The 26,344-nt window shown below is 68.0% G+C and carries 27 protein-coding genes and 1 pseudogene; 12 read left to right on the top strand and 16 right to left on the bottom strand.

Going from position 1 to position 26,344, the window contains the following annotated elements:
* The first annotated feature begins 210 nt into the window (after nucleotides 1-210).
* The 3 genes from NWF22_RS01870 (at nucleotide 211) to NWF22_RS01860 (ending at nucleotide 4,651) form a co-directional block, all read left to right on the top strand.
* Nucleotides 211-1,140: an alpha/beta hydrolase gene (locus NWF22_RS01870; protein ID WP_258321297.1), complete on the top strand. Its 930-nt coding sequence runs from the start codon at nucleotides 211-213 to the stop codon at nucleotides 1,138-1,140.
* 151 nt (nucleotides 1,141-1,291) lie between these two features.
* Nucleotides 1,292-2,557, top strand: coding sequence for an ATP-grasp domain-containing protein (locus NWF22_RS01865; protein ID WP_160900882.1), 1,266 nt, complete (start codon nucleotides 1,292-1,294; stop codon nucleotides 2,555-2,557).
* Nucleotides 2,558-2,614: 57 nt separating this feature from the next.
* Nucleotides 2,615-4,651 (top strand): hypothetical protein, encoded by a 2,037-nt coding sequence (locus tag NWF22_RS01860; protein WP_160900883.1) that lies wholly within the window; start codon nucleotides 2,615-2,617, stop codon nucleotides 4,649-4,651.
* 7 nt (nucleotides 4,652-4,658) lie between these two features.
* Here the strand turns inward: NWF22_RS01860 and NWF22_RS01855 are convergent, their stop codons facing one another.
* Together NWF22_RS01855 and NWF22_RS01850 are read right to left on the bottom strand one after the other, a co-directional pair.
* Entirely contained in the window at nucleotides 4,659-5,309 is a 651-nt protein-coding gene (locus tag NWF22_RS01855) for a Rossmann-fold NAD(P)-binding domain-containing protein (RefSeq protein ID WP_202398178.1), read from the bottom strand.
* Complete coding sequence (locus tag NWF22_RS01850; protein WP_202398179.1) at nucleotides 5,309-5,683, bottom strand: SDR family NAD(P)-dependent oxidoreductase; 375 nt, start codon at nucleotides 5,681-5,683, stop codon at nucleotides 5,309-5,311. Before NWF22_RS01850 ends, NWF22_RS01855 begins: the two co-directional genes overlap by 1 nt.
* A 270-nt stretch (nucleotides 5,684-5,953) precedes the next feature.
* Here NWF22_RS01850 and NWF22_RS01845 point away from each other — a divergent pair, with 270 nt between their 5' ends.
* Together NWF22_RS01845 and NWF22_RS01840 are read left to right on the top strand one after the other, a co-directional pair.
* Nucleotides 5,954-6,670, top strand: a complete 717-nt coding sequence (locus NWF22_RS01845; RefSeq protein WP_160900884.1) for a methyltransferase — start codon at nucleotides 5,954-5,956, stop codon at nucleotides 6,668-6,670.
* Nucleotides 6,667-6,867: a CDGSH iron-sulfur domain-containing protein gene (locus NWF22_RS01840; protein ID WP_160900885.1), complete on the top strand. Its 201-nt coding sequence runs from the start codon at nucleotides 6,667-6,669 to the stop codon at nucleotides 6,865-6,867. Before NWF22_RS01845 ends, NWF22_RS01840 begins: the two co-directional genes overlap by 4 nt.
* Before the next feature lie 38 nt (nucleotides 6,868-6,905).
* On the opposite strand, the gene NWF22_RS01835 is transcribed toward NWF22_RS01840, so the two are convergent.
* Nucleotides 6,906-7,952 carry an iron-containing redox enzyme family protein gene (locus NWF22_RS01835; protein ID WP_160900886.1) on the bottom strand — a complete coding sequence of 349 codons (1,047 nt, stop codon included), beginning with the start codon at nucleotides 7,950-7,952 and terminating at the stop codon, nucleotides 6,906-6,908.
* Between the two features lie 157 nt (nucleotides 7,953-8,109).
* Between NWF22_RS01835 and NWF22_RS01830 the strand changes: the two genes are divergently transcribed.
* Nucleotides 8,110-9,108, top strand: coding sequence for a YihY/virulence factor BrkB family protein (locus tag NWF22_RS01830; RefSeq protein ID WP_160900887.1), 999 nt, complete (start codon nucleotides 8,110-8,112; stop codon nucleotides 9,106-9,108).
* 88 nt (nucleotides 9,109-9,196) lie between these two features.
* Here NWF22_RS01830 and NWF22_RS01825 read toward each other — a convergent pair whose 3' ends face one another.
* The 7 genes and pseudogenes from NWF22_RS01825 to NWF22_RS01795 form a co-directional block, all read right to left on the bottom strand.
* A complete protein-coding gene (locus NWF22_RS01825; protein ID WP_160900888.1) occupies nucleotides 9,197-10,093 on the bottom strand; it encodes a formate/nitrite transporter family protein in 897 nt (298 codons plus the stop codon).
* A 156-nt stretch (nucleotides 10,094-10,249) separates the two neighbouring features.
* The gene (locus tag NWF22_RS01820) at nucleotides 10,250-11,875 is read right to left on the bottom strand and encodes a LuxR C-terminal-related transcriptional regulator (protein WP_160900889.1); all 1,626 of its coding nucleotides are present in this window, start codon (nucleotides 11,873-11,875) and stop codon (nucleotides 10,250-10,252) included.
* 56 nt (nucleotides 11,876-11,931) lie between these two features.
* Complete coding sequence (locus NWF22_RS01815; RefSeq protein WP_160900890.1) at nucleotides 11,932-13,041, bottom strand: flavin-containing monooxygenase; 1,110 nt, start codon at nucleotides 13,039-13,041, stop codon at nucleotides 11,932-11,934.
* Nucleotides 13,042-13,217: 176 nt separating this feature from the next.
* A pseudogene (locus tag NWF22_RS01810) lies at nucleotides 13,218-14,134 on the bottom strand (class I SAM-dependent methyltransferase).
* A gap of 97 nt (nucleotides 14,135-14,231) precedes the next feature.
* Nucleotides 14,232-14,585 carry a Fe-S protein gene (locus tag NWF22_RS01805; protein WP_160900891.1) on the bottom strand — a complete coding sequence of 118 codons (354 nt, stop codon included), beginning with the start codon at nucleotides 14,583-14,585 and terminating at the stop codon, nucleotides 14,232-14,234.
* Between the two features lie 63 nt (nucleotides 14,586-14,648).
* Nucleotides 14,649-16,025: a diacylglycerol/lipid kinase family protein gene (locus NWF22_RS01800; protein WP_258321296.1), complete on the bottom strand. Its 1,377-nt coding sequence runs from the start codon at nucleotides 16,023-16,025 to the stop codon at nucleotides 14,649-14,651.
* A 15-nt stretch (nucleotides 16,026-16,040) separates the two neighbouring features.
* A complete protein-coding gene (locus NWF22_RS01795; protein WP_258321295.1) occupies nucleotides 16,041-16,502 on the bottom strand; it encodes a PNPOx family protein in 462 nt (153 codons plus the stop codon).
* 121 nt (nucleotides 16,503-16,623) lie between these two features.
* On the opposite strand from NWF22_RS01795, the gene cynS reads away from it, so the two are divergent.
* Nucleotides 16,624-17,076: a cyanase gene (gene cynS, locus NWF22_RS01790; RefSeq protein ID WP_160900892.1), complete on the top strand. Its 453-nt coding sequence runs from the start codon at nucleotides 16,624-16,626 to the stop codon at nucleotides 17,074-17,076.
* A 141-nt stretch (nucleotides 17,077-17,217) separates the two neighbouring features.
* Here the strand turns inward: cynS and NWF22_RS01785 are convergent, their stop codons facing one another.
* Both NWF22_RS01785 and NWF22_RS01780 read right to left on the bottom strand, forming a co-directional pair.
* The gene (locus tag NWF22_RS01785; protein WP_258321294.1) at nucleotides 17,218-18,642 is read right to left on the bottom strand and encodes a S1C family serine protease; all 1,425 of its coding nucleotides are present in this window, start codon (nucleotides 18,640-18,642) and stop codon (nucleotides 17,218-17,220) included.
* A 118-nt stretch (nucleotides 18,643-18,760) separates the two neighbouring features.
* Nucleotides 18,761-19,360, bottom strand: a complete 600-nt coding sequence (locus tag NWF22_RS01780) for a TetR/AcrR family transcriptional regulator (RefSeq protein ID WP_160900893.1) — start codon at nucleotides 19,358-19,360, stop codon at nucleotides 18,761-18,763.
* A gap of 115 nt (nucleotides 19,361-19,475) precedes the next feature.
* Here NWF22_RS01780 and NWF22_RS01775 point away from each other — a divergent pair, with 115 nt between their 5' ends.
* The gene (locus tag NWF22_RS01775) at nucleotides 19,476-20,537 is read left to right on the top strand and encodes an oxygenase MpaB family protein (protein ID WP_160900894.1); all 1,062 of its coding nucleotides are present in this window, start codon (nucleotides 19,476-19,478) and stop codon (nucleotides 20,535-20,537) included.
* Nucleotides 20,538-20,539: 2 nt separating this feature from the next.
* Here the strand turns inward: NWF22_RS01775 and NWF22_RS01770 are convergent, their stop codons facing one another.
* Nucleotides 20,540-21,244 (bottom strand): guanylate cyclase, encoded by a 705-nt coding sequence (locus tag NWF22_RS01770; RefSeq protein WP_258321293.1) that lies wholly within the window; start codon nucleotides 21,242-21,244, stop codon nucleotides 20,540-20,542.
* Nucleotides 21,245-21,278: 34 nt separating this feature from the next.
* On the opposite strand from NWF22_RS01770, the gene NWF22_RS01765 reads away from it, so the two are divergent.
* The 3 genes from NWF22_RS01765 to NWF22_RS01755 all read left to right on the top strand — a co-directional run bounded on the left by NWF22_RS01765 (nucleotide 21,279) and on the right by NWF22_RS01755 (nucleotide 23,057).
* Nucleotides 21,279-21,473: a hypothetical protein gene (locus NWF22_RS01765; protein WP_160900895.1), complete on the top strand. Its 195-nt coding sequence runs from the start codon at nucleotides 21,279-21,281 to the stop codon at nucleotides 21,471-21,473.
* Nucleotides 21,470-22,522 (top strand): PHP domain-containing protein, encoded by a 1,053-nt coding sequence (locus NWF22_RS01760; RefSeq protein WP_160900896.1) that lies wholly within the window; start codon nucleotides 21,470-21,472, stop codon nucleotides 22,520-22,522. Before NWF22_RS01765 ends, NWF22_RS01760 begins: the two co-directional genes overlap by 4 nt.
* Before the next feature lie 136 nt (nucleotides 22,523-22,658).
* Complete coding sequence (locus NWF22_RS01755; protein WP_160900897.1) at nucleotides 22,659-23,057, top strand: Rv0313 family protein; 399 nt, start codon at nucleotides 22,659-22,661, stop codon at nucleotides 23,055-23,057.
* A 39-nt stretch (nucleotides 23,058-23,096) separates the two neighbouring features.
* On the opposite strand, the gene NWF22_RS01750 is transcribed toward NWF22_RS01755, so the two are convergent.
* Nucleotides 23,097-23,579, bottom strand: a complete 483-nt coding sequence (locus NWF22_RS01750) for an acyl-CoA thioesterase (protein WP_160900898.1) — start codon at nucleotides 23,577-23,579, stop codon at nucleotides 23,097-23,099.
* A 157-nt stretch (nucleotides 23,580-23,736) separates the two neighbouring features.
* Here NWF22_RS01750 and NWF22_RS01745 point away from each other — a divergent pair, with 157 nt between their 5' ends.
* Complete coding sequence (locus NWF22_RS01745) at nucleotides 23,737-24,939, top strand: cation:proton antiporter (RefSeq protein WP_160901431.1); 1,203 nt, start codon at nucleotides 23,737-23,739, stop codon at nucleotides 24,937-24,939.
* Nucleotides 24,940-25,049: 110 nt separating this feature from the next.
* On the opposite strand, the gene NWF22_RS01740 is transcribed toward NWF22_RS01745, so the two are convergent.
* Together NWF22_RS01740 and NWF22_RS01735 are read right to left on the bottom strand one after the other, a co-directional pair.
* Nucleotides 25,050-25,370, bottom strand: coding sequence for a transglycosylase family protein (locus NWF22_RS01740; RefSeq protein WP_160900899.1), 321 nt, complete (start codon nucleotides 25,368-25,370; stop codon nucleotides 25,050-25,052).
* 286 nt (nucleotides 25,371-25,656) lie between these two features.
* The gene (locus tag NWF22_RS01735) at nucleotides 25,657-26,292 is read right to left on the bottom strand and encodes an HhH-GDP family DNA glycosylase (protein WP_160900900.1); all 636 of its coding nucleotides are present in this window, start codon (nucleotides 26,290-26,292) and stop codon (nucleotides 25,657-25,659) included.
* Between the last annotated feature and the right edge of the window lie 52 nt (nucleotides 26,293-26,344).

The raw sequence follows: 26,344 nt of genomic DNA, 5'->3' as shown, positions 1-26,344 counted from the left end.
TTCAGCGACCGCATGGGCGGCCCGCGGCACCGTGTGAGTGGTCGCTGCGGCATCACCGCTGCCCGTGACTCGTCTGCTCGCCCGGTGACCGGTGCGCCCATCCGGTAACTTCTGTGTGGTAGATCACCGATCGTGGGGCGGGGGAGAACGTGGGGGAACTCTGTGCTCAGAGCTGCTTGGCGTGCGGCGTGTGCCGTTTGCCTGATTCTGGTGAGTACGGTCGCGGTCGGAACGGCCGACGCCGAGCCGCAGGCGCACATCACCGCGGTTGTGCAGGAGACCGACACGCGTAGCGCCGTCTGGGTGGACTCGCCGGCCTTGGGACGCAGCATCAAAGTGTTCGTGTTGACCCCGCGTCGGGTGAACGGCCCGCGGCCCATTCTGTATCTGCTCGACGGAGCGGGTGCTCGAGGCAACGACAGCGACTGGCTCCGAGCCGGCGGTGCCGAGGAGTTCTTCGCCGACAAGGACGTCACCGTCGTGCTCCCGACCGGCGCGTACGGCACCTTCTACACCGACTGGGAGCGGCGCGACCCGGCGGTGGGCAAACCCATGTGGGAGACATTCCTGACCAAGGAACTACCGCCGCTGATCGACACCCGGTTCGACTCCACCGGCCGCCGGGCGATCGCCGGCGTCTCGATGGGCGGGCAGGCGGCCTTCACGCTCGCCTCGCGGGCACCACACCTCTACCGTGCTGTCGGATCGCTCAGCGGCTGCCCCCCGGTGTCATCTCCGGAGGGTGAGGCCTATGTGCGCGCCACCCTGTCACGCGCCGGGGCGAACGCCGACAACATGTGGGGACCCGTGGGCACCGACGGCTGGCGTGCGCACGATCCCGCTCGGCGGCTGGACGAACTCCGCGGCAAGACACTGTTCCTCTACGCGGGCGCGGGTCGGCTCGGACCGGCCGACATCAAACGCGACGTGACACCGGAGGAAGGGCTCTACCAGGTCGTTCTCGCAGCCTCGTCGGCATTTGAGGTCGCCGCGCACAACTGCTCCCAGCAGTTCGGGGCGCAGTTGCGCGCCGCCGGGCTGCCGTTCACCGACGCCGTGCAGGTCGTCGGGACACACCACTGGTACTACTGGGCCAAAGAGTTGTCGACCATGTGGGACGCGGTCTCGCCGGCCCTCTGACCTGCGCTCACCCCGATTTGCCCTGGTTCAGGCGCTGGGTGTCTCGGGTATTGCAGCCGGCGCTGGTGGAGTCCGGCGTTGCCATCTATGTACCGTGGGTCGCAGGAAGAAGCAGCATGAACCGCGCACGATCTGCAGCGAAAGGACATGCATGACCACGCCTGCCACGACAACACAGGACGCGCCCGCGAAGGCGATCAAGAATCCCGACAAGGGGTATGTGGCCCTGCTGGGCTGGAGTCTCGGAGCCATCGAGGCCGCGGACCGATTCGACCGCCGCTACGTGGTGGTGGCCCCCGAATGGGCCGAAGACTACTGCGCCGAGCACGACATCCCGTATCTGTCCTGGAATTTCGAGCGACTCAACGACCGATCGATGGAGATCGCCGAGACGCTGCGGGACATGGGCGTCGACGTCGCGATCCCGCTGTTCGAGGAGACCGTGGAGTGGGCCGGCGCCATCAATTCGGTGTTGATGGACAAGCCTCGGCTGTTCGGCCAGGCGATGCTGCTGCGCGACAAGGCGTTGATGAAGCGCCGCGCGCAGCTCGGTGGCATCCGGGTCGGCATCTTCGAAGAGGCACACGACCGCGACGACGTGGTCCGCTTTCTGCGCCGGGTGAACCAGACCCTGCTCAAACTCGACGGCGATCCGAACGACCCGATCCACCTCAAGGCGTTCGACAAAGCGGGCTGCCTCGGACACCGCGTGATCCGCACCCCGGATGAAGTCGACACGATTCCCGACGAAGAGTTCCCGGTGTTGATGGAGTCCCATCTCGACGGGTGGGAATTCGCGGTCGAGGCGTGGGTCCACAACGGGAAGATCAAGTTCCTCAACATCTCCGAATACGTTACGTTGGGGTATTCGGTGTTCGTCCCGGCCACTCCCGAGCTGGAGAAGTATCGCCCGGCGATCACCGCGCAGATCGAGAAGCTGATCAAGACCTTCGACATCGACTTCGGGTTCGTGCACCCCGAATACTTCGTGACCAACGACGGCGAGATGTACTTCGGTGAGGTCGCCTATCGGCCACCGGGCTTCAAGGTCTTCGAACTGTTGGAGCGTGCCTACGGATTCAATGCCTATCAGGCGCTGATTTTGTCCTTCGATCCGAAGACCACCGAGGAGGAGGTCGACGCATTCTTCCCGCGTGAGGTCGAGGACGCCAGTGGTGTCGCGGGATGTTTCGGCGTCTACCCACGCCGCCGGGTGGTCTCCAACCTCGAGATCCCCGACGAGACGGCAGACGACGACTACTACGAGACCAACGACCTCTCCGAGCCACTCGAGGAAACCGTCACCAAACGCACCGCCTTCGGAACGCACTGGGGTCTGCTGTACTTCTTCGGTGAGGATCCGTACCGGATGCGCGACCTGCTCAAGCGTCAGGAAGAACTCGATTTCTACGTGTGAGCTGACGATGCGGGCCATCAGGGCGCGCGTGCAGCGAAAGCGCGAGAACGACAAAGGATGCCAGTGCCCGTGACATCTATCGACCACCCCGACACCGGCCGGGCATTGGCGTCGCGGGTCGAGCAACTCGATCATGCGACGTCCGCCATGGCCGAGGCGCCCGATTTCGCCAAGCCGGGCAAACTGCGCCGCGTGTTGGATGCGCTACGGCGAGTCCTCACCCAGCCGGGCGGTTGCGCGGCCGTGCGCGCGCGGGCGGCGGCCCTCGAACACGCGGGTGTCTTCACCGGCTCCGACTGGGATCAACCCGACATCCTGGTACCGGCGCTCGCGGGTCCCAGCCTGCACAGTGAGCACACCGACACGGTGATTCTCGAGTCGACGAGCGAGTTGCGGCTCGTCGCCATCGCCGTCGGCGAACACCACCGCCCGGATATGACCGCCGACGATGCGCGCCGCTTCCTGTCGCAGGTGCTGGCGCTGAACCTGGATCTGTTGCTGGCCCCGATGTCCGAGGCGGAACGGGCCCGGCAGGGCGGCAGCGCGCGGGTGGCCCGGGCCGTGTTCGGCTACGTGGTCGACGAGATCGGCTATGGCAGCGTGCTCGACGAACTCGTGGAGGAGATCTGGCGGATTCTGCGCCAGCGGCCGATTCAGGTCGATCATGTGAAGGCCATGGTGACCCGGATCGCGATCCACCGCAGCGACCCCGACGTCGACCTGGGCACCGCGGCGCAGGGACTCGACCGGTTGACGACCGCGCTGTTCGGTCCCACCGAGGCGTGTCGCGAGGACCCGGGCATTGACGTCTACCTGTCGCGGCTGTCGGCCATGGACGCCGAGGGCCTGGAGTTCGAGGCCCGCGGGTTCGCCCGGGCCATGCACGACACCGGCTTGGTGTCCGGGTATCACGCAGCGTTGGTGCGATTCCTGGTGGAGGACAACATGTTCCTCCTGCCCGAGGCGCTCGGCCTGTCGGAGGTGGGACGCAATTGCCTGCTCCGCTACACCGATCTGGTGCAGCAGTTGATCCTGCGTGCCGTGAACCCGCAGCATGCGCAATGCCTCTACGGTCTGGCGCTGCTACTCGATCGCGGGATTCTGCATCAGCCGCCCGTCGTTCCGTCGCTCTGGCGTCAGGTGTCGTTGACGCTGGCACCCGCGGTACGGGAACGTCTGCACTCGGCCTTCGGGCCGGCGGTGGCACCCGAGGCGCTGTTGCTCGGCGGTCTGTTGTCCATGCTGGGGCAGCCATTGGGTGTGGGCCAGGGCGACAATCCGACCTGCCAATCGGCCCGAGCCCTGTCGATGTGGGCGTACAACGATCCCGACTACCTGCTGCAGGTGGTGGCGTGGGCGGCCCGCGACGACGAGGTGGTGGCCCACTTCGAAGGTCAAGCCATCTCGTCGGCCGAGAGCGCCGGCGGCGTCGCGGCGGCCGATCCGATCGATCTCGATCCGGTGTCGTTGCTCGTCGTGCCGCATCTCGACCGCATCTACGCCGAGATGGTGCGGCGCTGTGCCGACCGTCCCGGCGATCCGCACCGCTGGGTGAACCCGGAATTCCACGGCTGGTGGTCGGCCCGCGGTTTCCGCATCAACGTCGACGTGGCAACCGGCGACATCGTGGACCTCGACGACTTCATCCGCCGGTTCTACGCCGCCTATCATCCGCGCTACAACGGTGATCAGCCGCTGATCCACCCGCAGCCGGCCGGGATCGCGTTCACCGACAGCGCGGCCCGCTATGTCGGCTGGCACGCCATCACGATCCTGCGGGTGGCCGCGGACCCGAACGGCGACATCCGGGTCTACTTCTTCAACCCCAACAACGACAGCGGTCAGGACTGGGGCGACGGCGTGGTGGTGGGGACTGCCGGCAACGGTGAACGACCGGGTGAGGGATCACTGCCGTTCGCGCAGTTCGCTTCTCGGCTCTACATCTTCCATGCCGATCCGCTCGAGGACGGCGCGACCGCCGATGTCCCGGCCGGCGACGTCGCCGAGGTGATCGGCTACGTCGAACGCAGCTGGGGCGCCGACCGGGTGATGCGGGCGCTCGAAGCCGGCGCGGCCGACGACCCGGCTCCCTGATGAACCATCACCCGGCGAAGAAGTCGGCAAGGCCGGTCGTCGCCAGGCTGGTCTCCCAGAGCACTCGCTCCGATTCCGCGTCGCGTTCGGCCGGGAGCAGTTGTGCCGCACCCGGCTTGCCGCGTCCGGGTGGCCCGTAGAAGTCGCCGCTGCGGGCATCGGCATCGCACGCGGCGCGGGTGATGCCATCGGCACCGGCCTCGACCGGCTGGGCGACGCGCAGTGTGCGCCACAGGATCAGCCGGTCGATGAGCGCAGTGCCGCCGGCCGCGGCCGTCTTCGCCTGTAGTCCGGAATCGGTGGGCCCCGGGTGTGCGCACAGGCTCATCACGCCGGACTCCGCCGGCGGAATCCGATCATGCAACGCATAGGTGAACATCAGATTGGCGAGCTTGGACTGCTGATACCTCCGCCATTTTCCGAATCCGGTAAACCCGTCGCCGCCGAGGTCACCGCCATGGGCGGCGAGATAGGTGGCGTCCAGCGGTTTCCCCCGCCGGGCGCCGCTGGTGTGGTTCACCACCCGGGCCTGTCCGCGTTCGGCGGCGGCCGTCGCCAGTGCCGGCCACACCAGCGCCGTCAAGAGGAAGTGCGACAGATGGTTGGTCTGCATCTGGACGTCACAGCCGTCGACGGTCGCCTGGTCCGGCAACCCCATCACGCCGGCGTTGTTGCACAGCACGTCCAGCCGTTCGGGCAGATCTCGGTGAGCATCCGGGCCGCCGCCCGCACGCTGTCGAAGCTCTGCAGATCGCACGGCACCGCCACCACATCGACGCCTGCACCGCGCAGCTCGCGCAGCGCGGTGTCCGCGCGTGCCGACGGTCGATTCAGCAGGATGATCCGCGCGCCCTGCATCCCGCATCGCGATGCCATCACCCGACCGGTGCCGCTGGTGGTGCCGGTGATCGCGATGGTGCGTCCGTCGAGTCGAGGCGGCGTGAAAACTGCGGAGTCGGCGGTGGGCGACGGCGATGATGCCGACGGTGACGGCGGCCCAGGGGACGACGACGAGGCAGGGGAGGCGGACACGGTGCTCTCCTCGTGTAGCGGCGGCAGCTGGATGAGGTGACCGAATGATCAGCACCATTAAACACCGCTGATACCGGTCGGCACGCTCAAGAGCAACCGTCGGCGCGCAGTTGCGTTTCAGAGTCCGTGCCGGTGGGAACGATGCCGAGGCGGGGACATCATCTTCCGCATGCGACGGCCGAAAGGTGGAGGCGTGACGTTTTCCGTGGATCACGCAGGAATGCGAGGACTTCCGGTGGCAGCCGGTCTCGGCATACCGGCGGTCCGGCCATGACGGTGGCGCCGCTGGTCGCGGCGGGGATCTCCGTCTTCGATGCCGACGTCTACCTCCCTCAGCAGGACACCGCTCTTCTGATCGACGCAATGCACGCCCTCGGCGTGCGGGGTGTGCGCGTCCTGGATCTGTGCACCGGCAGCGGTGCGGTCGCGATCGCCGCTGCCGCCGCCGGGGCCCGCGAGGCAGTTGCGCTCGATTCCTCGCGGAGTGCGGTGGAACATGCGCGGGCGTCGGCTTTCGCGGCCGGCCGATCGATCACGGTGCAACACGGCGATCTCGCAACCGCGACCGGCTGGTTCGACGTGGTCACCTGCAATCCGCCCTATGTCCCGACGCCGACGGCCGAGAACCCCGCATTTCACCCGCCCGGACCCGCCCATGCCTGGGATGCGGGCGTCGACGGGCGAGCGGTCCTCGATCCGCTGTGCGCGCAGGCACCCACCTTGCTGGCACCTGGTGGCACACTGCTACTGGTGCACTCGGAATTCGCCGATGAGGATGCCTCGCTCACCGCGCTGCGTGGCGGGGGGCTCGAAGCCGACGTGATCGGTGAACGCGTCATCGCCTTCGGGCCGGTGATGACCGCCCGCGCGCGGTGGCTCGAGGCGCGCGGGCTCCTGGAGCGCGGTCGCCGAGTGGAGCGGCTGGTGGCCATTGCGGCGACCGCGCCCGACCCGATGTTCCAGCCGAGTAGAGGGCGACTCCGATGACGTCGGCTCGCCGGCGGACTGTACGCGTCGTGCGCGGTGGCCCGGTCCTGGTCGAGGGGCCGGTCGACATCGAGTTGCCCGATGGCACGCGTGTCGAGTCGGATCGCTTCATGGTCGCGATCTGCGCGTGCGGCCGCAGCAAGAACTACCCCCTCTGCGACACCAGCCATCGCAGGCGTCGACGCCGGACGAGCTGACCGACCCCAGACCGCCGAGCACCCGCCGACGCGGGCGGCTACAGATCCCCGGCGAGTGCGCTGCGGCCCTCCCGCCAGGCGGTCATCAGGTGTGCATCCAGCGCGTCCTCCACGAAGAGGAAGGCGCGGATGCCGAACACGACATCGGCCTCGCAGTCGGGCTCGGCGCGCACCAGGTCGCCGACCACGTCGGTGCGCAGGATCTGTTCGTGGACCGCATCCGCCTCGACATGCTCGCGGTAGAAATGCCGGCAGGCCTCGGGTGCCTGCAGGCGCTCGAGCCCCGACAGCAGCCGCTGCGACCCGGGCGGCGAGGTGATCTCCGTGGCCGCGAGATGTCCGACTGCTGCGCCGCGGTACCGGCGATGGAGGCCGAACAGCGACATCAGGTTCACCGGTGTGAGGGCCGCCGCCGGGGCGATGTCGAGATAGCCGAGGTAGTCGTCGCCCAGGCCTGCGGCGCGCAGCAGGTCGGCGAACAACTCCTGGTGGACGGCCTCCCCGCGTCCACCGCCGAACTCGTCGAATTCGACGGCGACGTAAGCAGCCTTGGCGTGGCCGCGCAGCCGCGGAATCGCCCACGCGTGCGGATCGGCCTCCTTGAGGTGAAAGACGGAGCGCACCGCGAACATCTGGCGGTACTGATCCCACGTTCCCGCGTCACGCAGGTGATAGGAGGCGCCGTCGCCATCGGGAGACTCGATGCTCAGTTCATCCATCTCATGCGCAGCCGTGTCGCCGGGCCCGACCGGGACGTCGTGGTGCAGGGCGGAAAGAAAGTGTCCTTCGAGCTCGCCGCGCACCGCCAACAGCGCGGGGTGCCACTCCCAGGCGGGGTCGACGCCGGCGAATCCGACGTAGTGCAGCTCGTAACAGAGGTAGAGCGCGAGCTGGAGATCATCCCCGTACGGGTCGACGGCCGACAGCGCGGTCTCGGCGACCGAGCCCGGCGTACGGATCTCGCGCGGCACATGCGGATCGGCGCGCAGATACTCCGTGACCAGGGTCGACAGTGGCCCCCGGGCGGCGGGCAGCGGGGGAGCCGATCCCCGGGTGGCCGTGGGGCCGGTCAGTTGGCTCGTCATCCTCGTATCGTGCCTCTCGTCGGCGTTGCCCGTCAGCGAGCGTCCCTACCAGTAGACATCCGGAGTAGCCGTTCCGCCCAGACATGAAACAGCGGCTTGTCGGACCGGCGCATCGCCGGTGGGCAGTCCGCCGTGACCTTTGGGTACCGTTGCCTCGATGCGCGCGGTGTGGGAACGGTTCAGAGCCCGACTGCCACCGCGCGCGCGATCCGGTGTCGACCTCGCGGTCGCGACGGTCAAGGATTCCGGGGACGACCGCATCACCGGGCTGGCGAGCGAGATCGCCTTCTGGGTGCTGCTCAGTCTGCCGGCGGTGTCCATCGCGATGGTCTCGCTGGCCGGCCTGCTCGACCCGGTGCTGGGTTCCGACGCCCGTGTGCAGCTCATCGAACGCATCGAGGAGATCGCCGCGCAGGTGTTCCGTCAGCAGACCGTCGACGATGTGATCGCCGCGATGCTCGACCGGTTGCTCATCGAGGGGTCGCCGTCGGTGTTCTCCATCTCGTTCCTGATCGCGGTCTTCACCGCCAGCCGCATCCTGCGGGTGCTGGTGTTGGCGGTCACCATCGCCTACGACCTGGACGAGGAACGTCCGACGTGGATGGCCCGGGTGCTGGGGCTGGTGTTCTCGGTGATCGGCTTGGTCCTGGGTGTGGTGTTGGTGCCGCTGGTGGTGGCCGGTCCGCAACTGGGCTACATCGTCGAACGACGGTGGGGTCTGGAGTCGCTGCCGCTGGGCGAGATCTGGACACTCGCGTACTGGCCGGTGGCCGTCGTGGTGCTGACCCTGGTGGTGGCGTCGCTCTTCCACTGGGCGACCCCCCGTCGGACCCCGTTTCATCGAGATCTCCCCGGGGCGCTGCTCGCCACGTGTGGCGGGCTCGCGGTCAGTGCGGTCCTGCGTCTTTACACGGACACCGCATTCGGCGGCGACGCGGTGTATGCCCCGCTCGCCGCGCCGCTGGCCATCCTGGTGTGGGTGTGGGCGGTCGCGATCGTGCTCCTCTTCGGTGCCGAACTCAACGCCGAGATCGAGAAGGCACACCCCAGCAACGGCTGGCCGCCGCCGCGCCGGCGCTCCCCGGTGGAGGTCGGCGCCAGCGGCCTCTCCCGTATCCGACGGATAACGGGTCCCGATCGCCGCGACGCCGAGTGAGCGCCCAACGCGGTTGGTCCCCGGGACCTGCCACATCCTCCACGAGTTCGGAGAGGAGTTGCGAAGTCCCGGGACGAATGGCGCGTGATCAGGAATCGGCGACGACTGCGCGCTCCTTGGCGTCGGACTTCTTCGCCTCCACCTCCTGCGCGACGTCGATCTCCGTGGTGCCGGCCGGGACCCGGCGCGAGGGGCCGGTCCGCCCGTGCGTCGCATACAGCATCAACCCGACGAACGTCAGACCGCCGACCAGATTGCCGAGCACCGTGGGGATCTCGTTCCACACCAGGTAGTCACCGATCGAGAAGTCACCGCCCAGCATCAGACCCGACGGGAACAGGAACATGTTGACGATGGAGTGTTCGAAACCCATGTAGAAGAACAGCATGATCGGCATCCACATGCCGATCACCTTGCCGGGCACCGACGTCGACATCATCGCGGCGACCACGCCGGTCGACACCATCCAGTTGCACAGCACACCGCGGATGAACAGTGTGAGCATGCCCGCGGCGCCGTGTTCGGCGTAGCCGACGGTGCGGGAATGGCCGATCTCGCCGAGCTGCTGTCCGACCGCATCGGGGTCGGTGCTGAATCCGTAGGTGACGATGATCGCCATGAACACGGCGACGGTGAACGCGCCCAGGAAGTTGCCCACGAACACGAGGCCGAAATTGCGCAGCATGCTCTTGAACGTCACGCCGCGCCGTTTGTCGATCAGCGCCAGCGGCACCAGGGTGAACACGCCGGTCAGCAGGTCGAAACCCAGCAAGTACAGCAGGCAGAACCCGACGGGGAACAGCACTGCACCCAGCAGTGGCTCACCTGTCCGGACGGTGATGGTGACCGCGAATGCTGCGGCGAGCGCGAGTATCGCACCCGCCATGTAGGCACGGATGAGCGTGTCCCGGGTGGACAAGAACGTCTTCGCCTCGCCGGCGTCGACCATCTGTTTCGCGAACTCGGCCGGCTTCACGTACGACATGAGAGCTCCTCAGGTTGACGGTGAACGCGTGCCAGTCAATCGAGTCAGAATGTCGGTTTTGTGTCATGGCGTGGAGACGGTGTTACGTCCTTCTCACGGGGCCGGCGGGCGGCTGTGAAGTGGTGTCCGTTGTCGCCGACGTGGCCTTGCCCACAGTCACATCAGGTCGTGCTCGTAGGCGAACGCGGTCGCCGCGGTCCTGGTGTTGACGTCGAGTTTGGCGAAGATGTTGGTGAGATGGCGTGACACCGTCTTCTCGCTCAACGTCAATCTCTGAGCGATCTGGCTGTTGCTGCGCCCGGTGGCGACGAGCTGCAACACCTCGACCTCGCGATCGGACAGACCGTTGGGGTGGGTGCCGGGCCGCAGCAGACCGGCGACGGCCTCGGCGTCCGGTCGGGTACCCAGGTCGGCGAAGACGCGGCCGGCGGCGATCAGCTCGTGCCGGGCCGAATCGGCATCCGACAGGGCGAACAGGCCCCGGCCGATCGCCGCCTGGCACCGCGCCGCCTCATACGGGCAGTTCAAACCCAGCCACAGCTGCCGGGACTTGCGGAGATAGGGCAGCGCACCTGCGGGATCATTGTCGGCGAGTTCGACGGTGCCCGAACAGAATGCTGCGGCGGCCTGCAGCGCGATGCAGCCGAACCGTTCGCTGATATCAGTGAGTTCGGTTGCCAGCGGCCGGGATTCGTCCACCGAACCTGTGGCCAACAGGATCTCGATCGCACCCGGCAGGATGTGCGCCCGATCCACCGGATCCCCGGACTCCACCAGCAGCCGGTGAGCCGCAGCGGCAGCGGCGTGCGATCGCCCGCGTGCCAGCCACAATCGGGCGAGGGCGGGTTGCGGATCGTATCCGTGCGCCTCCGCGTCGGCGAACGAACGCTCTGCGCTGTCGAGGTCGCCGAGAATCCGATACACCTCGCCGCGCTCGGCGAAGGCGAGTCCGGCAGCGGGCGCGGATGTCTCGCGGTAGCGCGCCAATGCCGCATCGAACTCGGCGATGGCGTCGAGAAACCCGCCGAAGAGCTTGCACATCTGCCCGCGATGGACGGCGCACTGTCCGGTGAACGGCACCAGCCCCGGTTGGCGGTCGCACCACCGGGTCAGCGCTTGTGTCCAGGTGGCAGCCCGCCCGACATCGAAGACCCGTTGGCAGCCCTCGATCATGGTGCAGTACACCTGTCCGGCGAACACCGCCGATACCTCACCGGCGGCCACTCCGGTCATCGCCTCGTCGAACAGGGACAGGCCCTCGGGCACCTGGCCGCCTTCGAGGGTCAGCCTGCCCTGTGAAGCGATACCCACCGCGACGAGATCAGGATCGTGATGGCGGTGACCGACGTCGGTGACCTTTCGCGCGCTATCGAATGCCTGTGGCCAGTCGCCTGCACCGATGTGTGCGTACATGCGCAAGATCGCGATGTAGCCGCGCTCCACGACATCGGCATCGTGGTCGGCGAGCAGTCGGTCCGCACGGGCGGTCCAGCCCTGCCCGACGACGGGATCGCCGGCCATGGAGGCAATCAGGGCCACCCAGAATGCGCAGCGCACGGCTGCGGGTACGTTCGCGTCGTCGAGTTCGGCTGCGAACGCGCGTTGCAGGGCGTCGACCGCGGTCTGATCGTGTCCACCGAGGTAGGCGGCGACGCCGAGCCTGCCCAGATCGTCCGGGCGGAGATCGTCCGGGTCGACAGTCATCCACCGCCGCAGGGCCGCCGACCAGTCGCCGGCCTCGAACTCTGCTCGGGCCCGCTCGAGTTCGCCGGCGACCGCCATCGACCTCACCACCTCCGCTTCGAGCCTAAAACCCTCCGGCGGTGACGATGGGCGCCTCAGGCCAATTGATGCTCGATGGTTGTCTCGTCGTCGGCCCGGCGGTGGATACGGTCGGCGATATAGGCCGCGTCGCGACCGACTCCGGGCAACACCATCGAGCTGAATGCGTACTGGAACGACAGGCCACAGAAGTACAGCCCCGGCGCGTCGTCCACGACGCCACGCATCTCCTCGGGCCACCCGTCGGGGCCGAACACCGGGAGGTGTATCCAGTCGAACACCTGGCGGAAGCCGGTGCACCAGACGATGTTCGCGACGTCGAGCACCTGACCGTCGGCGGTTTCCGGGCGACCGTCACGAGCACCGGAGATCCGTTGCTCGATCCGGGTCACATCGCGGTCGCGCAGATCTGCGGGCTTGACCCGCAAGGCGGGGGCGCCGTGAAACCGCACCTTCGGCATCTGCTTGCGGCCGATGGGGGTGCATCTGGTCAACACGTGCCGCCACGCGAAGATCATCATTGGAAACAGCAGCCGTGCCTGCCAGGACTCCGGGCGCACCGGAATCGAGCCGCAGTCGCGGCCACAGAGGATGGTCGGGCGCGTCGCAGCGACCTCGTAGGCGATGTCGGCGCCGGAGTGGGAGGCCCCGACCACCAGGGTCGGACCGTCACGCAACTGCTCGGGTCGTCGATACTCGCTGGAATGCAATTGCAGGATCGCCGGATCGAGGTCCGACGCGCACTCCGGAATCGCAGGGGTGCGACCGAAGGTGCCTGTCGCGACCACCACATTCCGAGCTGCCAGAGTGCCGGCGTCGGTGTCGACGAGGAACCCTCCGTGCGCGTCGGGGTCGACGCTGCGCACCCGGGTGGACAACCGCACCGGCAGCCGGAAGCGGTGCGCGTAGGCCTCCAGATAGTCGGCCACGTCGTCTTTGCCGGGAAACGACCACCCGGTGGCGGGGAACGGCATACCGGGTAAGCCGTCATAGCGGGCAGGCGAGTACAGCCGCAGACTGTCCCATTGGCGTCGCCAGTTATCCCCCACCCGTGTGTTGGCGTCGAGCACCAGGCACGGCCGGTCGTGGTTTCGTAGGTGATAGGCGGTGGCCAGGCCTGCTTGGCCGGCGCCGACGATGACGGTGTCGATCTGCTCTGTGCGCATGACGTCCTCCTGAGTCGACCGGGTATCGGATTCGCTGATCGGTGGCGTCGCCGATCGACTCTGACGCTAGGCAGTAGCAGCGCCGGCGACATCGGACGGCAACCCCATCTACGTTGCCGGTGACGTGCGGTGTTCACCCCATGGGGCGACCAGGAAGAGCTATGACGCAGCGGTGGTCAGCCGGCCCGGCGTGCGGTGATCTGATCGACGCCCATCCGTCCGTCGCGAAACGCCATCCGTCCGCCGACGAGGTAGAGGCGCCACACGCGGGCCACCTCCTCGCCGACGAGGTCGACGACGCGGGCCCAGTTCTTCTCGAAGGTCTCGTACCAGGCGTCGACGGTTCGGACGTGGTGTTCGCGCATCGCCTCCACGTCACGGATCTCGAGACCCGATGCCTCGAGGAGGTCGACGGTACGGCCGACCGGGCGCATGTACATGTCCGGGGCGATGAACGCCTCGATGAACGGCCCACCGCCGGGATGGTTGTGCGCGGGCCGCGACATCTGCTGAATGCAGACGAGCCCGCCGGGTACCACCTTGTCGTGCAGGACCCGTGCGTAGACCGGGTAGTTGCGCTGTCCCACATGCTCACCCATCTCGACGGAGGTGACCGCGTCGAACCCGGCGTCGGGGATGGCCCGATAGTCCTGCACCCGGATGTTCACCAGATGGCCGAGGCCGCGGCGTGCCACCCGGGCGTCGATGAAGGCCTTCTGCTCGCGTGAGATCGTGACGCCGACGACGTGGGCGCCGAAGTGCTCGGCGGCGTAGAGCGCCAGCGAGCCCCAGCCACACACCCGACGTCGAGCAGCCGCATCCCGGGATGGGTGTCGAGACCGACCTTGCGACAGACCCGAGCGAGTTTGTCGGCCTGGGCGTCGGCAAGGGTGTAACCGGGATCGTCCGAGGTCCAATAGGCGCTCGAGTACGCCATGTGCTCGTCGAGGATGAGCGCCTCCGGCCGGTAGAGGACGACCCGCGGCGCGTCCCGAGGACCGGCCGAACTGCCGTCCCATGCGGTGACATGAACCGGCAAGGGCCCGTTGACATGCCGCTCGACGGCCTCGGCGATGGTGGCTGCGACCGTCATGACCCTCCTGTGCGCACCGTTGCCCGGCGCGGGGTCTCCGGTCGGGCTGTCGTCAGGGGTTCGGTGCCGATCGGCCCACGGATGGGTCGAGACGCAGCTACCAGAGCACGGCGATGCCGGCGGCCGCCAACGACAGCAGCCCGGCGACGAGGAACATGGCGCGCGGTACCGGTTGCCCGGTCCGGCGTTGCCGCGCACTGCCCATGCCGAGCACAGCGCCCAGGACGAGCAGGATGGCCAGTTTCACGCCGATCTTGGCGTAGTTGAGTTCGATTCCCGCCGGCCAGGGTGCGGCCAGTGCCAATCCGGTCACCAGCGACAGCAGCAGCCCGTACTCCATCAGCCGGGTGAACCCGAAACGGCGCGCCGCCGCCTCAGCGGTCCAGGCGCCGAAGGTGATCGCGAAGCCGACGATGTGCAGGAAAACAACGACGTTGCGTAGTAGGTCCACACGGGCAGATTACCCGAACCGGACACCCGTCAGTCGCCGACCGGCCGGGCGCCATCACCCCGGTCAGAGCCGCGGTAGCCGTCCTGCGGCCACGTCCACCAGCGCCCGCAGGTTCACCTCGCGTGCCTGTCGTCGTGCGGCGATTGCCTCGTTGTCGGACGGCACCAGCAGGCGCAGTCCGCGCGGATGGGAACGGATGGTGAGCGGCGTGGTCAGCTCGACCGGCTCGCCGTCGATACCCGCGGCGGCATGGCCGCTGCGCGATCGGATCTCGACCGATCCGGCGGTGAACTCATGCCAGAACGGGCTCGTCTTGCGCAATCCCACCGCAGACCTGGCCATCAACCGGGCGGCCTCGGCGGCAGTGGACGTGGACACGGCGATGACCCCCAGGGTGCCGGTGTCCATCCGGCGGCGGGTCGCGGCATCCAGCGAGGTGTTCGCGACGTAGGGGTTGTTGGACACCAGGATCACGAAGGCACCGTCGACGTGCCGTCCGGACGGGGTGGTCAACTGCAGGTCGAAGGGTCGGGCGGTCGGGCCCAGTAGGTCGGGGAGCATCGCCGCCGCGGTGTGGGCCTTGTCGGCGCGGTAGGACTCCTCCGCGACGATGGTCGCGTAGACCCCGAGCGACACGTTGTTGACGAACAGTCGACCGTTGACGGTGCCGTAATCCACCCGTCGCTCCACCGCGTCGCGGAAGGCGAGCAGAGTACGGCGCGGATCGTCGCGGTCGAGACCGAGATCGAGCGCGAAGTGGTTGCGGGTGCCGGCGCTGACGCAGACGAACGGCAGATCGTGTTCGACGGCGACGGCTGCGACGATCGCCTGCGAGCCGTCGCCGCCGGCCATCCCGAGGCAGTCGGCCCCCCGCGCCACCGCGTCGCGGGCGAGTTGTTCGAGGTTGCCGCCCGGCTCGAGTTCGATGGTCTCGACACCGAGTTCGGCTGCCGCCGAACGCAGGCCGAATCTCTCCACCTTGCCGCCGCCGGATCGGGGATTGCAGATGAGAACCGGTCGCTGTGGGCGCTGTGTGTCCCGGCGACGGTCGAGCGCGTGCAGATCGGGGGCCAGCGCGTAGCGCGCGCTCGCCACGGCCACGCCGAGCACGCCGACGGCGATGATCAGGCGTAGCACGATGGCGTCGGCCGCGACCAGCGCATGGCCCATCGCCCAGGTCATGACGACGAATCCGGCGGCGATCGCCGCCGCGCCCCAGATCCGCCGGCGATCGCGTTCGGTCACCACCCACCACGCGCCGCCCACCGCGAGGGCGAGGCCGCCGACGGTCGCAACGATGGCCAGGACGCTGTTGATCACGAAGACGAGCGACAGCACACCGAAGACGACCATGCCGGCCAACGCGAGCAGTGCGGCGGCTCGACGCCAGAGATCCGGCAGTCCGGCGAGGCCCGTACGCCCTTCACGGTGCTGGTCCACGTCGGCCGATCGATCTCAGCGCGGAGTGAGCCGGAACGTGCGGGCGCCCGCACGCCACGCGGCGTGCAGATCCGCTGTGACCGGGTTGCCGTTCGGGTCGAGCCCGATCTGATTGAACTTCGCGAATTGCGGGTTGTCCCGGCAGATCGCGGCATAGTGCGCGACCACGTCGGCCTCGTCGGCGAATGCCTGCACATCGGCGGGCAGGCGGTGGCCGTGCAACCGCACCTCGACCCGGCTGCCGCTGTGCAGGTTCCGGCTCCAACCGAACGGTGTGCCGATGAGCAACGTCGACTCGAGTCGAGTGTAGGCAACCGGAAGGGAGTATCGCCGACCGGACTTGCCGCCCACCACGTACAAGGTGATCAGCCGGCCACTCACGACCCGATGTAGTCCCGGAGTGGCGAGCAGCACCCGGACGACCCGGTTGGCGGCTTCCTGCATCTTCATCTTCTGCGGCGCCTGTGGACTGGTCACGATCCTCAGGGTACCCAGCGGCCGGGTGCCCGACGTGCGACCGGCGCCCGGCGTCGTGTGGCGGATGCCGCCGCCAGGTCGCAAGGTGGTCTCGACAGTGAACCCGAACGAGGAGTGAGAGATGACCGCCCCGATCATGCCCAAGGCCGACGCCGCCGAACTGATCACTGCCGCGCGAATCCGGCAGGGACTGACGTGGTCCGACATCGCCGAGCGGATCGACGCACCGGTGGTGTGGACGGTCGCCGCGTTGCTCGGGCAGCATCCGGTGCCGGCGGAGAAGGCCGCTGTCGTGGTCGAGGTCCTCGGGCTCGGCGAGGGTGTCGCGGAAAGCCTCACCCGCCAACCGATGCGCGTCGCCGACGACGCGGCGGCCTCGGATCCGACGATCTACCGATTCCATGAGGCGCTGGCCGTATACGGTCCGGCGATCAAGGAACTGATCCACGAGGAGTTCGGCGACGGCATCATGAGCGCGATCAATTTCAAGGTCGATGTCGCGCGCCGTGCCGACCCCGACGGCGACCGAGTGGTGGTGACCTTCGACGGCAAGTTCCTCGACTATCGGTGGTGATGCCGTCGTCTCCCGGAAGCGGCGAATGGGCACGACCCAGCTGACGAGGTTCCGCGGCAGGCGCGGACGCCGCCCCCTCCGGTGACGGCACAACGGCTCCGCCGGTCGGTGACCGACGGAGCCGCCCCGTTCCCCGGGGTATCAGGGCACGAGCCCGCCGAAACCGCCGAACGGTGACCGCGGCTGGTTCGACTGACCGTCGGATTCGGCAATCGTGGTCTGCTGCTTGTCGACCGCGCTGTCCAGCGTCACCTGTACGGTGCGGGCGTCGCTGCCGGAACCCACGGTGACCGGTACGGTCTCGCCGGGGGTGTGGGTCAGGACCTGAGCCATGAGGTCGGCGTAGTTGCTGATCGGCGTGTCGCCGATCTTGGTGATGACGTCACCTTCGGAGATGCCGGCTTGGTCGGCCGCACCGCCGGACTGCACGGCGGAGATCTGCGCACCGTCCTCGGAGTCGTTGGTCGCCGCGAGCGAACCCGAGACGCCGAGAACGGGTTTGGTTGCCTGACCGTCCTGCAGCAGTTCGTTGCCGATCCGTTTGGCGGTGTTGACCGGGATCGCGAATCCGAGGCCGTAGGCCTGCACGCCACCGCTGGCGGCCTGGCCGGTGTCGACCGCCGAGTTCACGCCGACGACCTGTCCTTTCAGATTCACCAGCGGCCCACCGGAATTGCCGGGGTTGATCGGGGTGTCGGTCTGTAGACCGTTGTACACGGTGACGCCCGAACCGCTCTCGTCAGCGGCGGTCACCGTGCGCGACAGCGCGCTCACGATGCCCGAGGTGACGGTGTTGGACAGATTCTCCGGGCTGCCGACGGCCACGACCTGGTCGCCCACCTGCAGTCCATCGGAGTCGCCGAGCGCCGCCGGTGTGAGACCGGATGCGCCGTCGAGTTTGATCACCGCCAGGTCGTAGGAGGGCGAGGTGCCGGTCACCTCGGCCCCGTAGGTCTTGCCGTCGCTGGTGGTGGCCTGGATCGTGCTGCCGCTGCCCGCCATGGCGACCACGTGATTGTTGGTCAGCACATAGCCGTCGGGGGAGAGGACGATGCCGCTGCCGACCGCAGAGCCCTGTGCTCCGGCGACCTTGATGTCGGCGGTCGACTTCGACGCGACCTGGGCCGCGTAGGTGACCGAGCCGGGCGCGACGTCTGCGGCGTTGTTCGCGGTGTCGGGCTGCGAACTCAGCACCGGAACCGAGCCGGAGCTGTCGTTGTTCAGCAATGCGCTGCCGCCGACCCCGACCGCACCGCCGAGCAGGCCGGCCAGCAGGGCGGTCGCGATGATCGGTTTGGTCACGCCGCCGCGGGGGCGCCCCGGTGCGCTCTGCGGGCCGGCCGGGTGGTGGGCTGTGGCGTGCGCAGCGGTGTGCGAGGTCGTGGCGTATCCGCCGGCGGGTCCGTGCACCCACGGCTGATGGTGCTGCCCAGATGCGTATGGGGACTGGTGCGCGGCAAACGGAGTGGTCACCGGTTCGGTGACATGGTCGGTGGCCGGCGGGGTCTCGGGGGCGCCGTGCTCGGGGTGTGCATCACCCGGATCGGCGGGAGGAGTTGCGTTCACGACACCACGATGCCCACTCAGGATGAGAGGACCGCAAGAATCGGGCTGCGGATTCACTGTCAAAACACTGGTCGGAATCTCAGGTAAATCAGAGATTCCCACCCCGGGATTTGCCGGCTCACCGAAGGACGAACGCCACCGCCCGATCGACGACGGCGTCGAGATCGTCGCCGAGATTCCCCGCCAGCCACTGGTGGGCGAGTTCGGCCATCGCCCCGGTGAACATGGTGGCGCCGGTGTGCAGCGCGAGCGGGTCGCGTGCCGACCGCGCCGCCGCGGAGGTCTCGGCGAGGGTCAGCTCCGTGAGCAGGTCCCGGGAGGCCGAGCGCCGTGCGGCCAGGACCGGGTGGGTGCGGCCCTCGGTGAACAGGATGCGCCCGCACCGGGGATCGTCGGAACCGAACCCGAGAACGGCGCGAACCCCGGCCGCCGTCCGCGACCGTACCGACGGACCTGCCGCCGACATCGCCTCCTCCACCCGGACGGCGAGCCGGCCGGCGACCATGTCGTAGGCTGCGCCGAGCAACTCGTCGGTGTCGGCGAAACTCTCGTAGAAGTAGCGGGTGTTGAGGTCACATGCGCGGCAGACCGAACGTACCGACAGGCCGGCGGCACCGAGAGTGCCGAACACGTCGAAGGCCGCGTCGATCAGCAGCCCGCGTCGCTCGATCCGGCGGTCGGTGAGCGGAACTCCTGCCCAGCGGGTGGGGGTGGACATCGCCCAAGCGTACGTCCTCGGCGACCCGGTTCACACCAAGTCTGGTCACAGCTGTCACCAGAACGTAGTGTGGGAGCCGAGAAGCAATTCTGGCCGACTACCCGAAGGATGTGCGATGTCGCTGACGTTGAGCGCGCCGTCAATTCCTCGAGTGCCGCTGGTGCCGCCGATCCCGACGGCGCTGCAGTTCCCACTGCCGCATCAATTGATGGGTATGTGGCTCAACGGCCGATTCGACGACATGGTGCGGGCGAAGTTCTTTCGGGGCATGCAGTTCGACGAACCACCGGGCGATCCGGGGTGGTTCGGCCCGGACAGTGCGACCTGGTACGTCCACCAGCACACGCCGGCGTTGATCTTCGGTCTGCAGTGCGCGTCGTATCTGGAACGTCTGGACCCGAGCATCTTCTGGATGGGGGTTCATCATTCGCGTCTGGTGGAGAAGGCCGCCGACGGCGAACCCACCGGCCGGATCGATCCGGCCGGAGCTGCGGTGCGGTTGGGTCATTCGCTGGCGTTCTTCATCGGCACCGCATACGGATCGAGCGAGACGGCCGAGCGACTGGCCCGCACGGTGCGGGCGATGCATCACACCATCAAGGGAACGCGTCCCGACGGACTGGTCTACGACGCCGATGATCCGGACTGGCTCCGGTGGAACTACGCCACGGTGGTGTGGGGTATCGCCACCGCGCACGAGATCTACCATCCGCGTCCGCTGCGTGGCGCGGAACTCGACCGCTACTACGGCGAGTTCGTTCGAGTCGGGCATGCGTTGGGCGGCGTCGACCTGCCCGCCACGAAGGCCGACACCCTTGCGTGTCTGGCGGAGTACCTGCCGCGGCTCGCACTCACTCACGGCAACGCCGTCGCCACCGGTTCGAACCTGACCAATCCGGCACAGGCCGCGGTGGACTGGGCGATCCGCGACACCATGCCGGAGTGGGCTGCCCAACTGGTTATGCACCGGCCGCCGCACCCCATCGAACGTCGCGCGCGGCGCAGCGTGGTGTGGAGCGCGCTGAACGGCCTGCAGGCGACCATGGGTGACCTGCCCGAATTCGTGGCGGCGCGGGCGCGGGTCGCCGACGGTGTCACGGTGGAGCACACCGAATCGAGTTTCGTCCTCGGCAGCGACCCGGACCTGTCTCGCGCCGAGGTGGAGGCTGCGCTCTGATCTCAGCGCCGCACCTCGATTTCCGCGCCCAGCCGGAAACCGGGCGTCATCGGTAGTTGGTCGCCGCTCCAGAATCGGCCGGGGTCGAACCAATTGGAGTCCTTCGCGGCGTCGAGCACGCCCATGTCGCGGTAGGTGATCGCCACGACCTCGGCGCAATAGGCCGACTCCAGTCCGGTGTCGTGGGAGTGTCTGCGCGCTTGCCGGTCGCGCGCGAGGCGATCGAGGTACGGGATGCCGCGGACCACGTCGACACTGTTGGGTACGCGTCCCCGAAACCATCGGCCGGCCAGCCGCGCGGTCGCCGGGAACGGTGTTCCGTCGAGCCGCGCGATCACCTGCAACAGGCTGTCCTCCTGGGCGCGGCTGATGTCGGGGGTCAGCTGTCGGAGCCAACAATCCTGGTCGTACCGATCCATCCACTGCCGCACGGCGTCGCGCGCATCGTGCAGTTGCACACCGCGGTGGTGGCGGCCGGTCCACACATCGGTGAGCCGGTCGCCGAGTTCGGCATGCCAGAGCAGCGGCGGCAGATCGTCGATGGCAACGGTCATCGCGACGTGGTTGACCGGCGCGTTGGTCAGGGTCCGGATGGCCCGATCCGGTCCCGAGCGACCGCGGAACAGCCAGATGTCGCCGGTGCGGGTCACGTCCAGCGCCCGCTCGAGTTCGATCCCGGACCCGCCGGTTCCCTCACCTGTGCGCACCAGAGCAGCGTAGGACAGCCACTATCCTCGAGCCATGCGCAACGCGTGGAAATGGGTGGGGCTCGCCGGCGCCGTCGGCGTGGCGGCCGGCGGCGTGCTCGTGGCCCGGGATCAACGACAGCGCAACTCCTACAGTGCCGACGACGTGCGGCAGCGGCTGCATCAGCGGCACGCGGAGGCCCGGGCGCGCGCCGACGACGATGACGGTGACGGTGGTGGCCCACGGTGAGAGGCCTGCCGGCGCTCGATGCCCCGGTGGACCCGGTGTCTGCGCTGCGCCGCATCGCCTGGCTGCTCGAACGTGACCGGCAGATCACCTATCGGGTGGAGGCGTTCCGCCGGGCAGCACGCGCGGCGCATGAGGTCGGGCCGCAGGAACTGCACCGCCGCGCGATCGCGCGAACCCTGACCGACATCGCGGGGATCGGCCCGAGCACGGCGACGGTGATCGCCGAGGCCGTCGCCGGCGATCTTCCCGACTACCTGCGGCGACTACAGGAGTCGGCGCCCGAATCGTTGGCCGAGGGCGGATATTCGCTGTACGCACAGCTGCGCGGCGATCTGCACGCGCACACCGACTGGAGCGACGGCGGTGCCACCATCGACGAGATGGCCTCGGCGGCAGCGGTACTGGAACATGAGTGGTTGGCGATCACCGACCACTCACCGCGTCTGACGGTGGCCAACGGCCTCAGCGCGGAGCGGTTGCGCCGCCAACTCGGCGAGATCGAGGCGTACAACGACCGTTTCGGCGACGAGATCCGGTTGCTCGCCGGTATCGAGGTCGACATCCTCGACGACGGCACGCTCGACCAGACCGATGACATGCTCGACCGGCTCGACATCGTCACCGCATCGGTTCACTCCAGGCTCCGGATGGACGCCGCCCCGATGACCCGGCGCATGGTGGCCGCCGTCAGCGATCGGCGGGTCAACGTGCTCGGCCACTGCACGGGCCGGCGGGTCGGGTCCGGTCGTGGAGCCCGTCCGCCGTCGACCTTCGATGCGCGAGCGGTGTTCGGCGCATGCGCCGAACACCACACCGCGGTCGAGATCAACTCGCGTCCCGAACGCGTCGATCCGCCCGATGACCTCATCGAGTTGGCGCGAGATCTCGGTTGTCTGTTCGCAATCGACTCCGATGCCCATGCCCCCGGCCAACTCGATTTCAAGGCGCTCGGCGCACACCGCGCCGAACATCTCGGCATCGATCCCGATCGCATCGTCACCACCTGGACTGCCGATCGGGTGGTCGACTGGGCGGCGGGTCGGACCTGACCACCGGCCACGGCCGCGAGACCCTCGCCGCGCGCCCGAGGCCGGCCAGGCGTCGGATGTGGCGGAGTCGTCCAAACCTGTGGACACTGGACACCACAGGGCTACGATGCCGACCCGCTGCACGAGGAGGTCTCACATGGCGGAGAACAACGGTCCGTTCGGAATGAGTCCGGAGGACTTCGATCGCTTCGCCCGTGAGGCCACCGACGGGGTCCGCGACATGGTCGGGAAGTTCCTGTCGGGATCGGGTGCCCAGGGCGCGGCCTGGTCGACCCTGTTCGAGGAGACCGCACGCCCGCGTCGGCGGGAGCCGGAGACCGCGGGGGAGACCGGTACCGGTGTGTGGGCCGTGTTCGTGGTGAGCGATGACGGTGGTGCCCGGGTCGAGCAGGTCTACGCCTCGGAGATCGACGCGTTGCGGGCGAACAAACACAACACCGATCCCCGACGGAAGGTGCGATTCCTGCCGTACGGCATCACCGTGAGCGCCCTGGACGAGGACGACACAGCCGAAGACGACACAGCCGCGGACTGACCCGGTCGGGTCGCACCCGACACCCGCCGGACGAGTCGGTCACTGGGCCGACCGCAGTGCCGTGCGCCGCTCCTGGGCCTCGGCGAATCGCCGGCGCTGTACCTCGGTGCGCGGTACCAGCTGCGGCACCGGGTGGGGACGGCCGTCGTCATCGGTGGCGACCATCGTGAAGTAACAGCTGTTGGTGTGCCGGCGCTGCCCGGTGAGCACGTTCTCGGTGTCCACCCGGATGCCGACCTCCATCGACGTCCGGCCGGTGTAGTTGATCGACGCGGACAGGGTGAGCACCTCACCCACGCGAATCGGTTCGCGGAAGATCACCCGATCCACCGACAAGGTCACCGCGTACCGGCGGGAGTATCTGCTCGCGCAGGCGTAGGCGACCTGATCGAGAAGTTTGAGCAGGGTACCGCCGTGTACGTTGCCGGTGAAGTTCGCCATGTCCGGCGTCATCAACAGCGACATCGACAAGCTGATCCGGTCGTCGTCCGCGGCGTCCGAATCGTCGGTGAAGTTGTCCATTCATGGCTCCCGTCCGGGCTGATCCGATGTGACCCGATCAGCCTGTCACCTACCGGCCGGTCAGGTCGGAGACGAGGCGAGGCGACGTCCGCAGGGCGCGCGATGTGAGCGTTGCGAATGCGCTGGCCGCCCGTCGATGTGCCAGGATATCCGGGTGATGGTGATCGCCGAGGCATCCTCGTCAGCCGATACCTCCGCGATCGAATCACTGTTCTGGATCACCGTGGCCGCGGTCGCGTCGCCGATCGTGGCCCGGATCTCCCGCGGGTTCGTGCCGGATGCGGTGGTGTTGTTGGTCTGCGGTATGGCGATCGGCCCCAACCTGCTGGGCTTGGCCGACGTGGACAGCGTGCAGATCCTGAGTGAACTCGGTCTGGGTATGTTGTTCCTGCTGGCGGGCTACGAATTGAACCCGAAACTGCTCGGTGGGACGTCGGGCAGAGTCGCGCGACTGACCTGGCTGGTCGGTCTCGTGATCGCGCTGATCGCGGTCACCTTCGCCATACCCGAGGAGAACTTCAGCGCGCACATCGCGGTGGCCATCGCACTGACCTCGACCGCGCTGGGCACCCTGTTACCCATCATCAAGCAGGACGGGTTGCTCGACACACCTCTGGGACGATCGGTGATGGCGCACGGCGCGGTCGGTGAGTTGGCGCCGATCATCGCGATGTCGCTGTTGCTCACCAGCCGAAGTGTCGGCGGTGCGCTCGTCGTGCTCATCTTGTTCGGTGTCGCCGCCGTGCTCATCGGCGCGGTACCCCAGCGCATCGTCGAGCGCGTTCCGGGTGTGCGCTATGCCGTGTCGGAGATGAGTGGTGGCACAGTTCAATTGCCGATCCGGGTGGTGTTCCTGCTGCTGGTGACCCTCATGACGGTTGCTGCCGTCTTCGATCTCGACGTGGTGCTGGGCGCGTTTGCCGCCGGTCTGATCCTGCAGAGGCTCATCGGCCCGCAGAACCACGAGGTCGGAAAGTCGCTCGAGGTCGTCGGCTTCGGGGTGCTGATCCCGGTCTTCTTCGTGGCCTCGGGAATGTCCATCGATGTGACCGCCGTTCTCGGGCAGCCGGTGTTGTGGCTCGGGCTCGTCGGGGCGATCGGCGTGGCCCGGGGTCTGCCGGTGTGGCTCAGTGAGCGCTACGTGCAGCACGGCAGCAACCTGGTGAGTCCGCGTGAACGGACCCAGCTCGCCCTGTACGCCGCGACCGGTCTGCCGATCATCGTGGCCGTCACCGGGGTTGCCACCGCCGCCGACCTGATGTCGGTGCAATTGGCGTCGGTTCTGGTGGCCGCGGGCGCCACCACCGTCCTGGTGTTCCCGCTCATCGCGCGGCTCATGACGCGTCGAGAACGCGGGTAGATGGCGAAAACGCGTGCCGCCGCCGCCCCGGTCGGGGACGACGGCCGCAGCACGATCACGGGCGCTGTGTGGCGCGTGTCAATGCGCGCGCAGCGTCAATGCTTTCGGTGTCAGAGGTAGGCACCGCAGTGTGGCCACGCGCCGGCACCCTGGGTGGCGAGCACGTTCTCGGCCACCCGGATCTGCTCGGCCTTCGATGCGTTGGCCGGGTTGCCGCTACCGCCGTTGGCCTCCCAGGTGCTCTGCGAGAACTGCAGTCCACCGTAGTAGCCGTTGCCGGTGTTGATCGCCCAGTTGCCGCCGCTCTCGCACTGGGCCACCGCGTCCCAGTTGTTCGCGGACGCGGTGCCGGCGACTGCAGCGAACGGGGCCAGGGACAGGGCGCCGACGATTCCGGCGCGCACAGCGAGCTTCTTCATGCTCATGGTCATCGTTCCTCCTATCGCCACCCCGTAGCTGGCTGGGCGGCTGATCTTGGGATCGGTGGCGACCGTACAAGGTGATAACGAGAAGGTCACATCGAGGCGGTGACCTGCACGATTGTGATCACGCGCCGATAACGTGGGCGCGATTGCGGAGAATTCCCTGCGCACCGCGGCGATTCGGGCGTGTCGGATCACGATCCGACATCGGATTTACTGTGACGAATAGCACAGCGGAAATGTGGTATCGGTCACTGCTCTCGGCGTGCCAAAGGTTCCGTTGTGTGGCCACTTCTCAGGGCAGGCCGGCCCGCACATCGTCGTCGAGCGACGCACGCACCAGCGCGGCTGCGAGTACCGCGCGACGACCGTCGGCCAGCGCGTCCAGGCCGGCCGGATCGTCGGTCAATCCTACGTCCGTAGCGGCCGAGAGCGCACGCTTGTCGAAGTAGGGGGCGACCCACTCCCACACATCCTGCACCTCACGCAGAAACACCGAGGCACCGGTGGGGCCGATCCCGGTGAACTCCTGCAGCAGTCGGGCGGCATGGTCCACGTCCCCGTCGGCGCGATCGGCCAGTCTGCGCAGATCTCCCTGATAGTCGTCGACGACCCTACGTCCGGCCTCGCCGAGCCTGGTGGCGGTGCTCTCGTCGTAGCGGACGTAGTGTCCGCGCCCGAGCGCGTCCACCAGATCCTGCCAGTCGGCGTCGGCCATCTTCGCCGGTGTGCGGTAGCCCGCGGCGAACAGCTCACGTGCGGCCGCCACCGCGATGCCCGCGGAGATCCTTGCGCTCAGCAGCAGTGACAGCACCAGGAGCTGGAACAGGGGAGCGGGCGTGTTCTTCAGCGTGATGCCGGCCTCGTCGGCGTAGGTGCGACCGGCGCGCTCGAGGAGTGCAGAGGCGATCTGCTGGTGGTGCTTCGACACGGTGACCCTCTCGTCTCGCGGTGGCGTCTCACGGTCGACTGCGGCGCCCACC

Source organism: Gordonia mangrovi (assembly GCF_024734075.1).
Classification (GTDB): domain Bacteria; phylum Actinomycetota; class Actinomycetes; order Mycobacteriales; family Mycobacteriaceae; genus Gordonia; species Gordonia mangrovi.
Note: the sequence above shows the minus strand (reverse complement) of the source record. Positions and strands in the feature narration are given on the sequence as shown.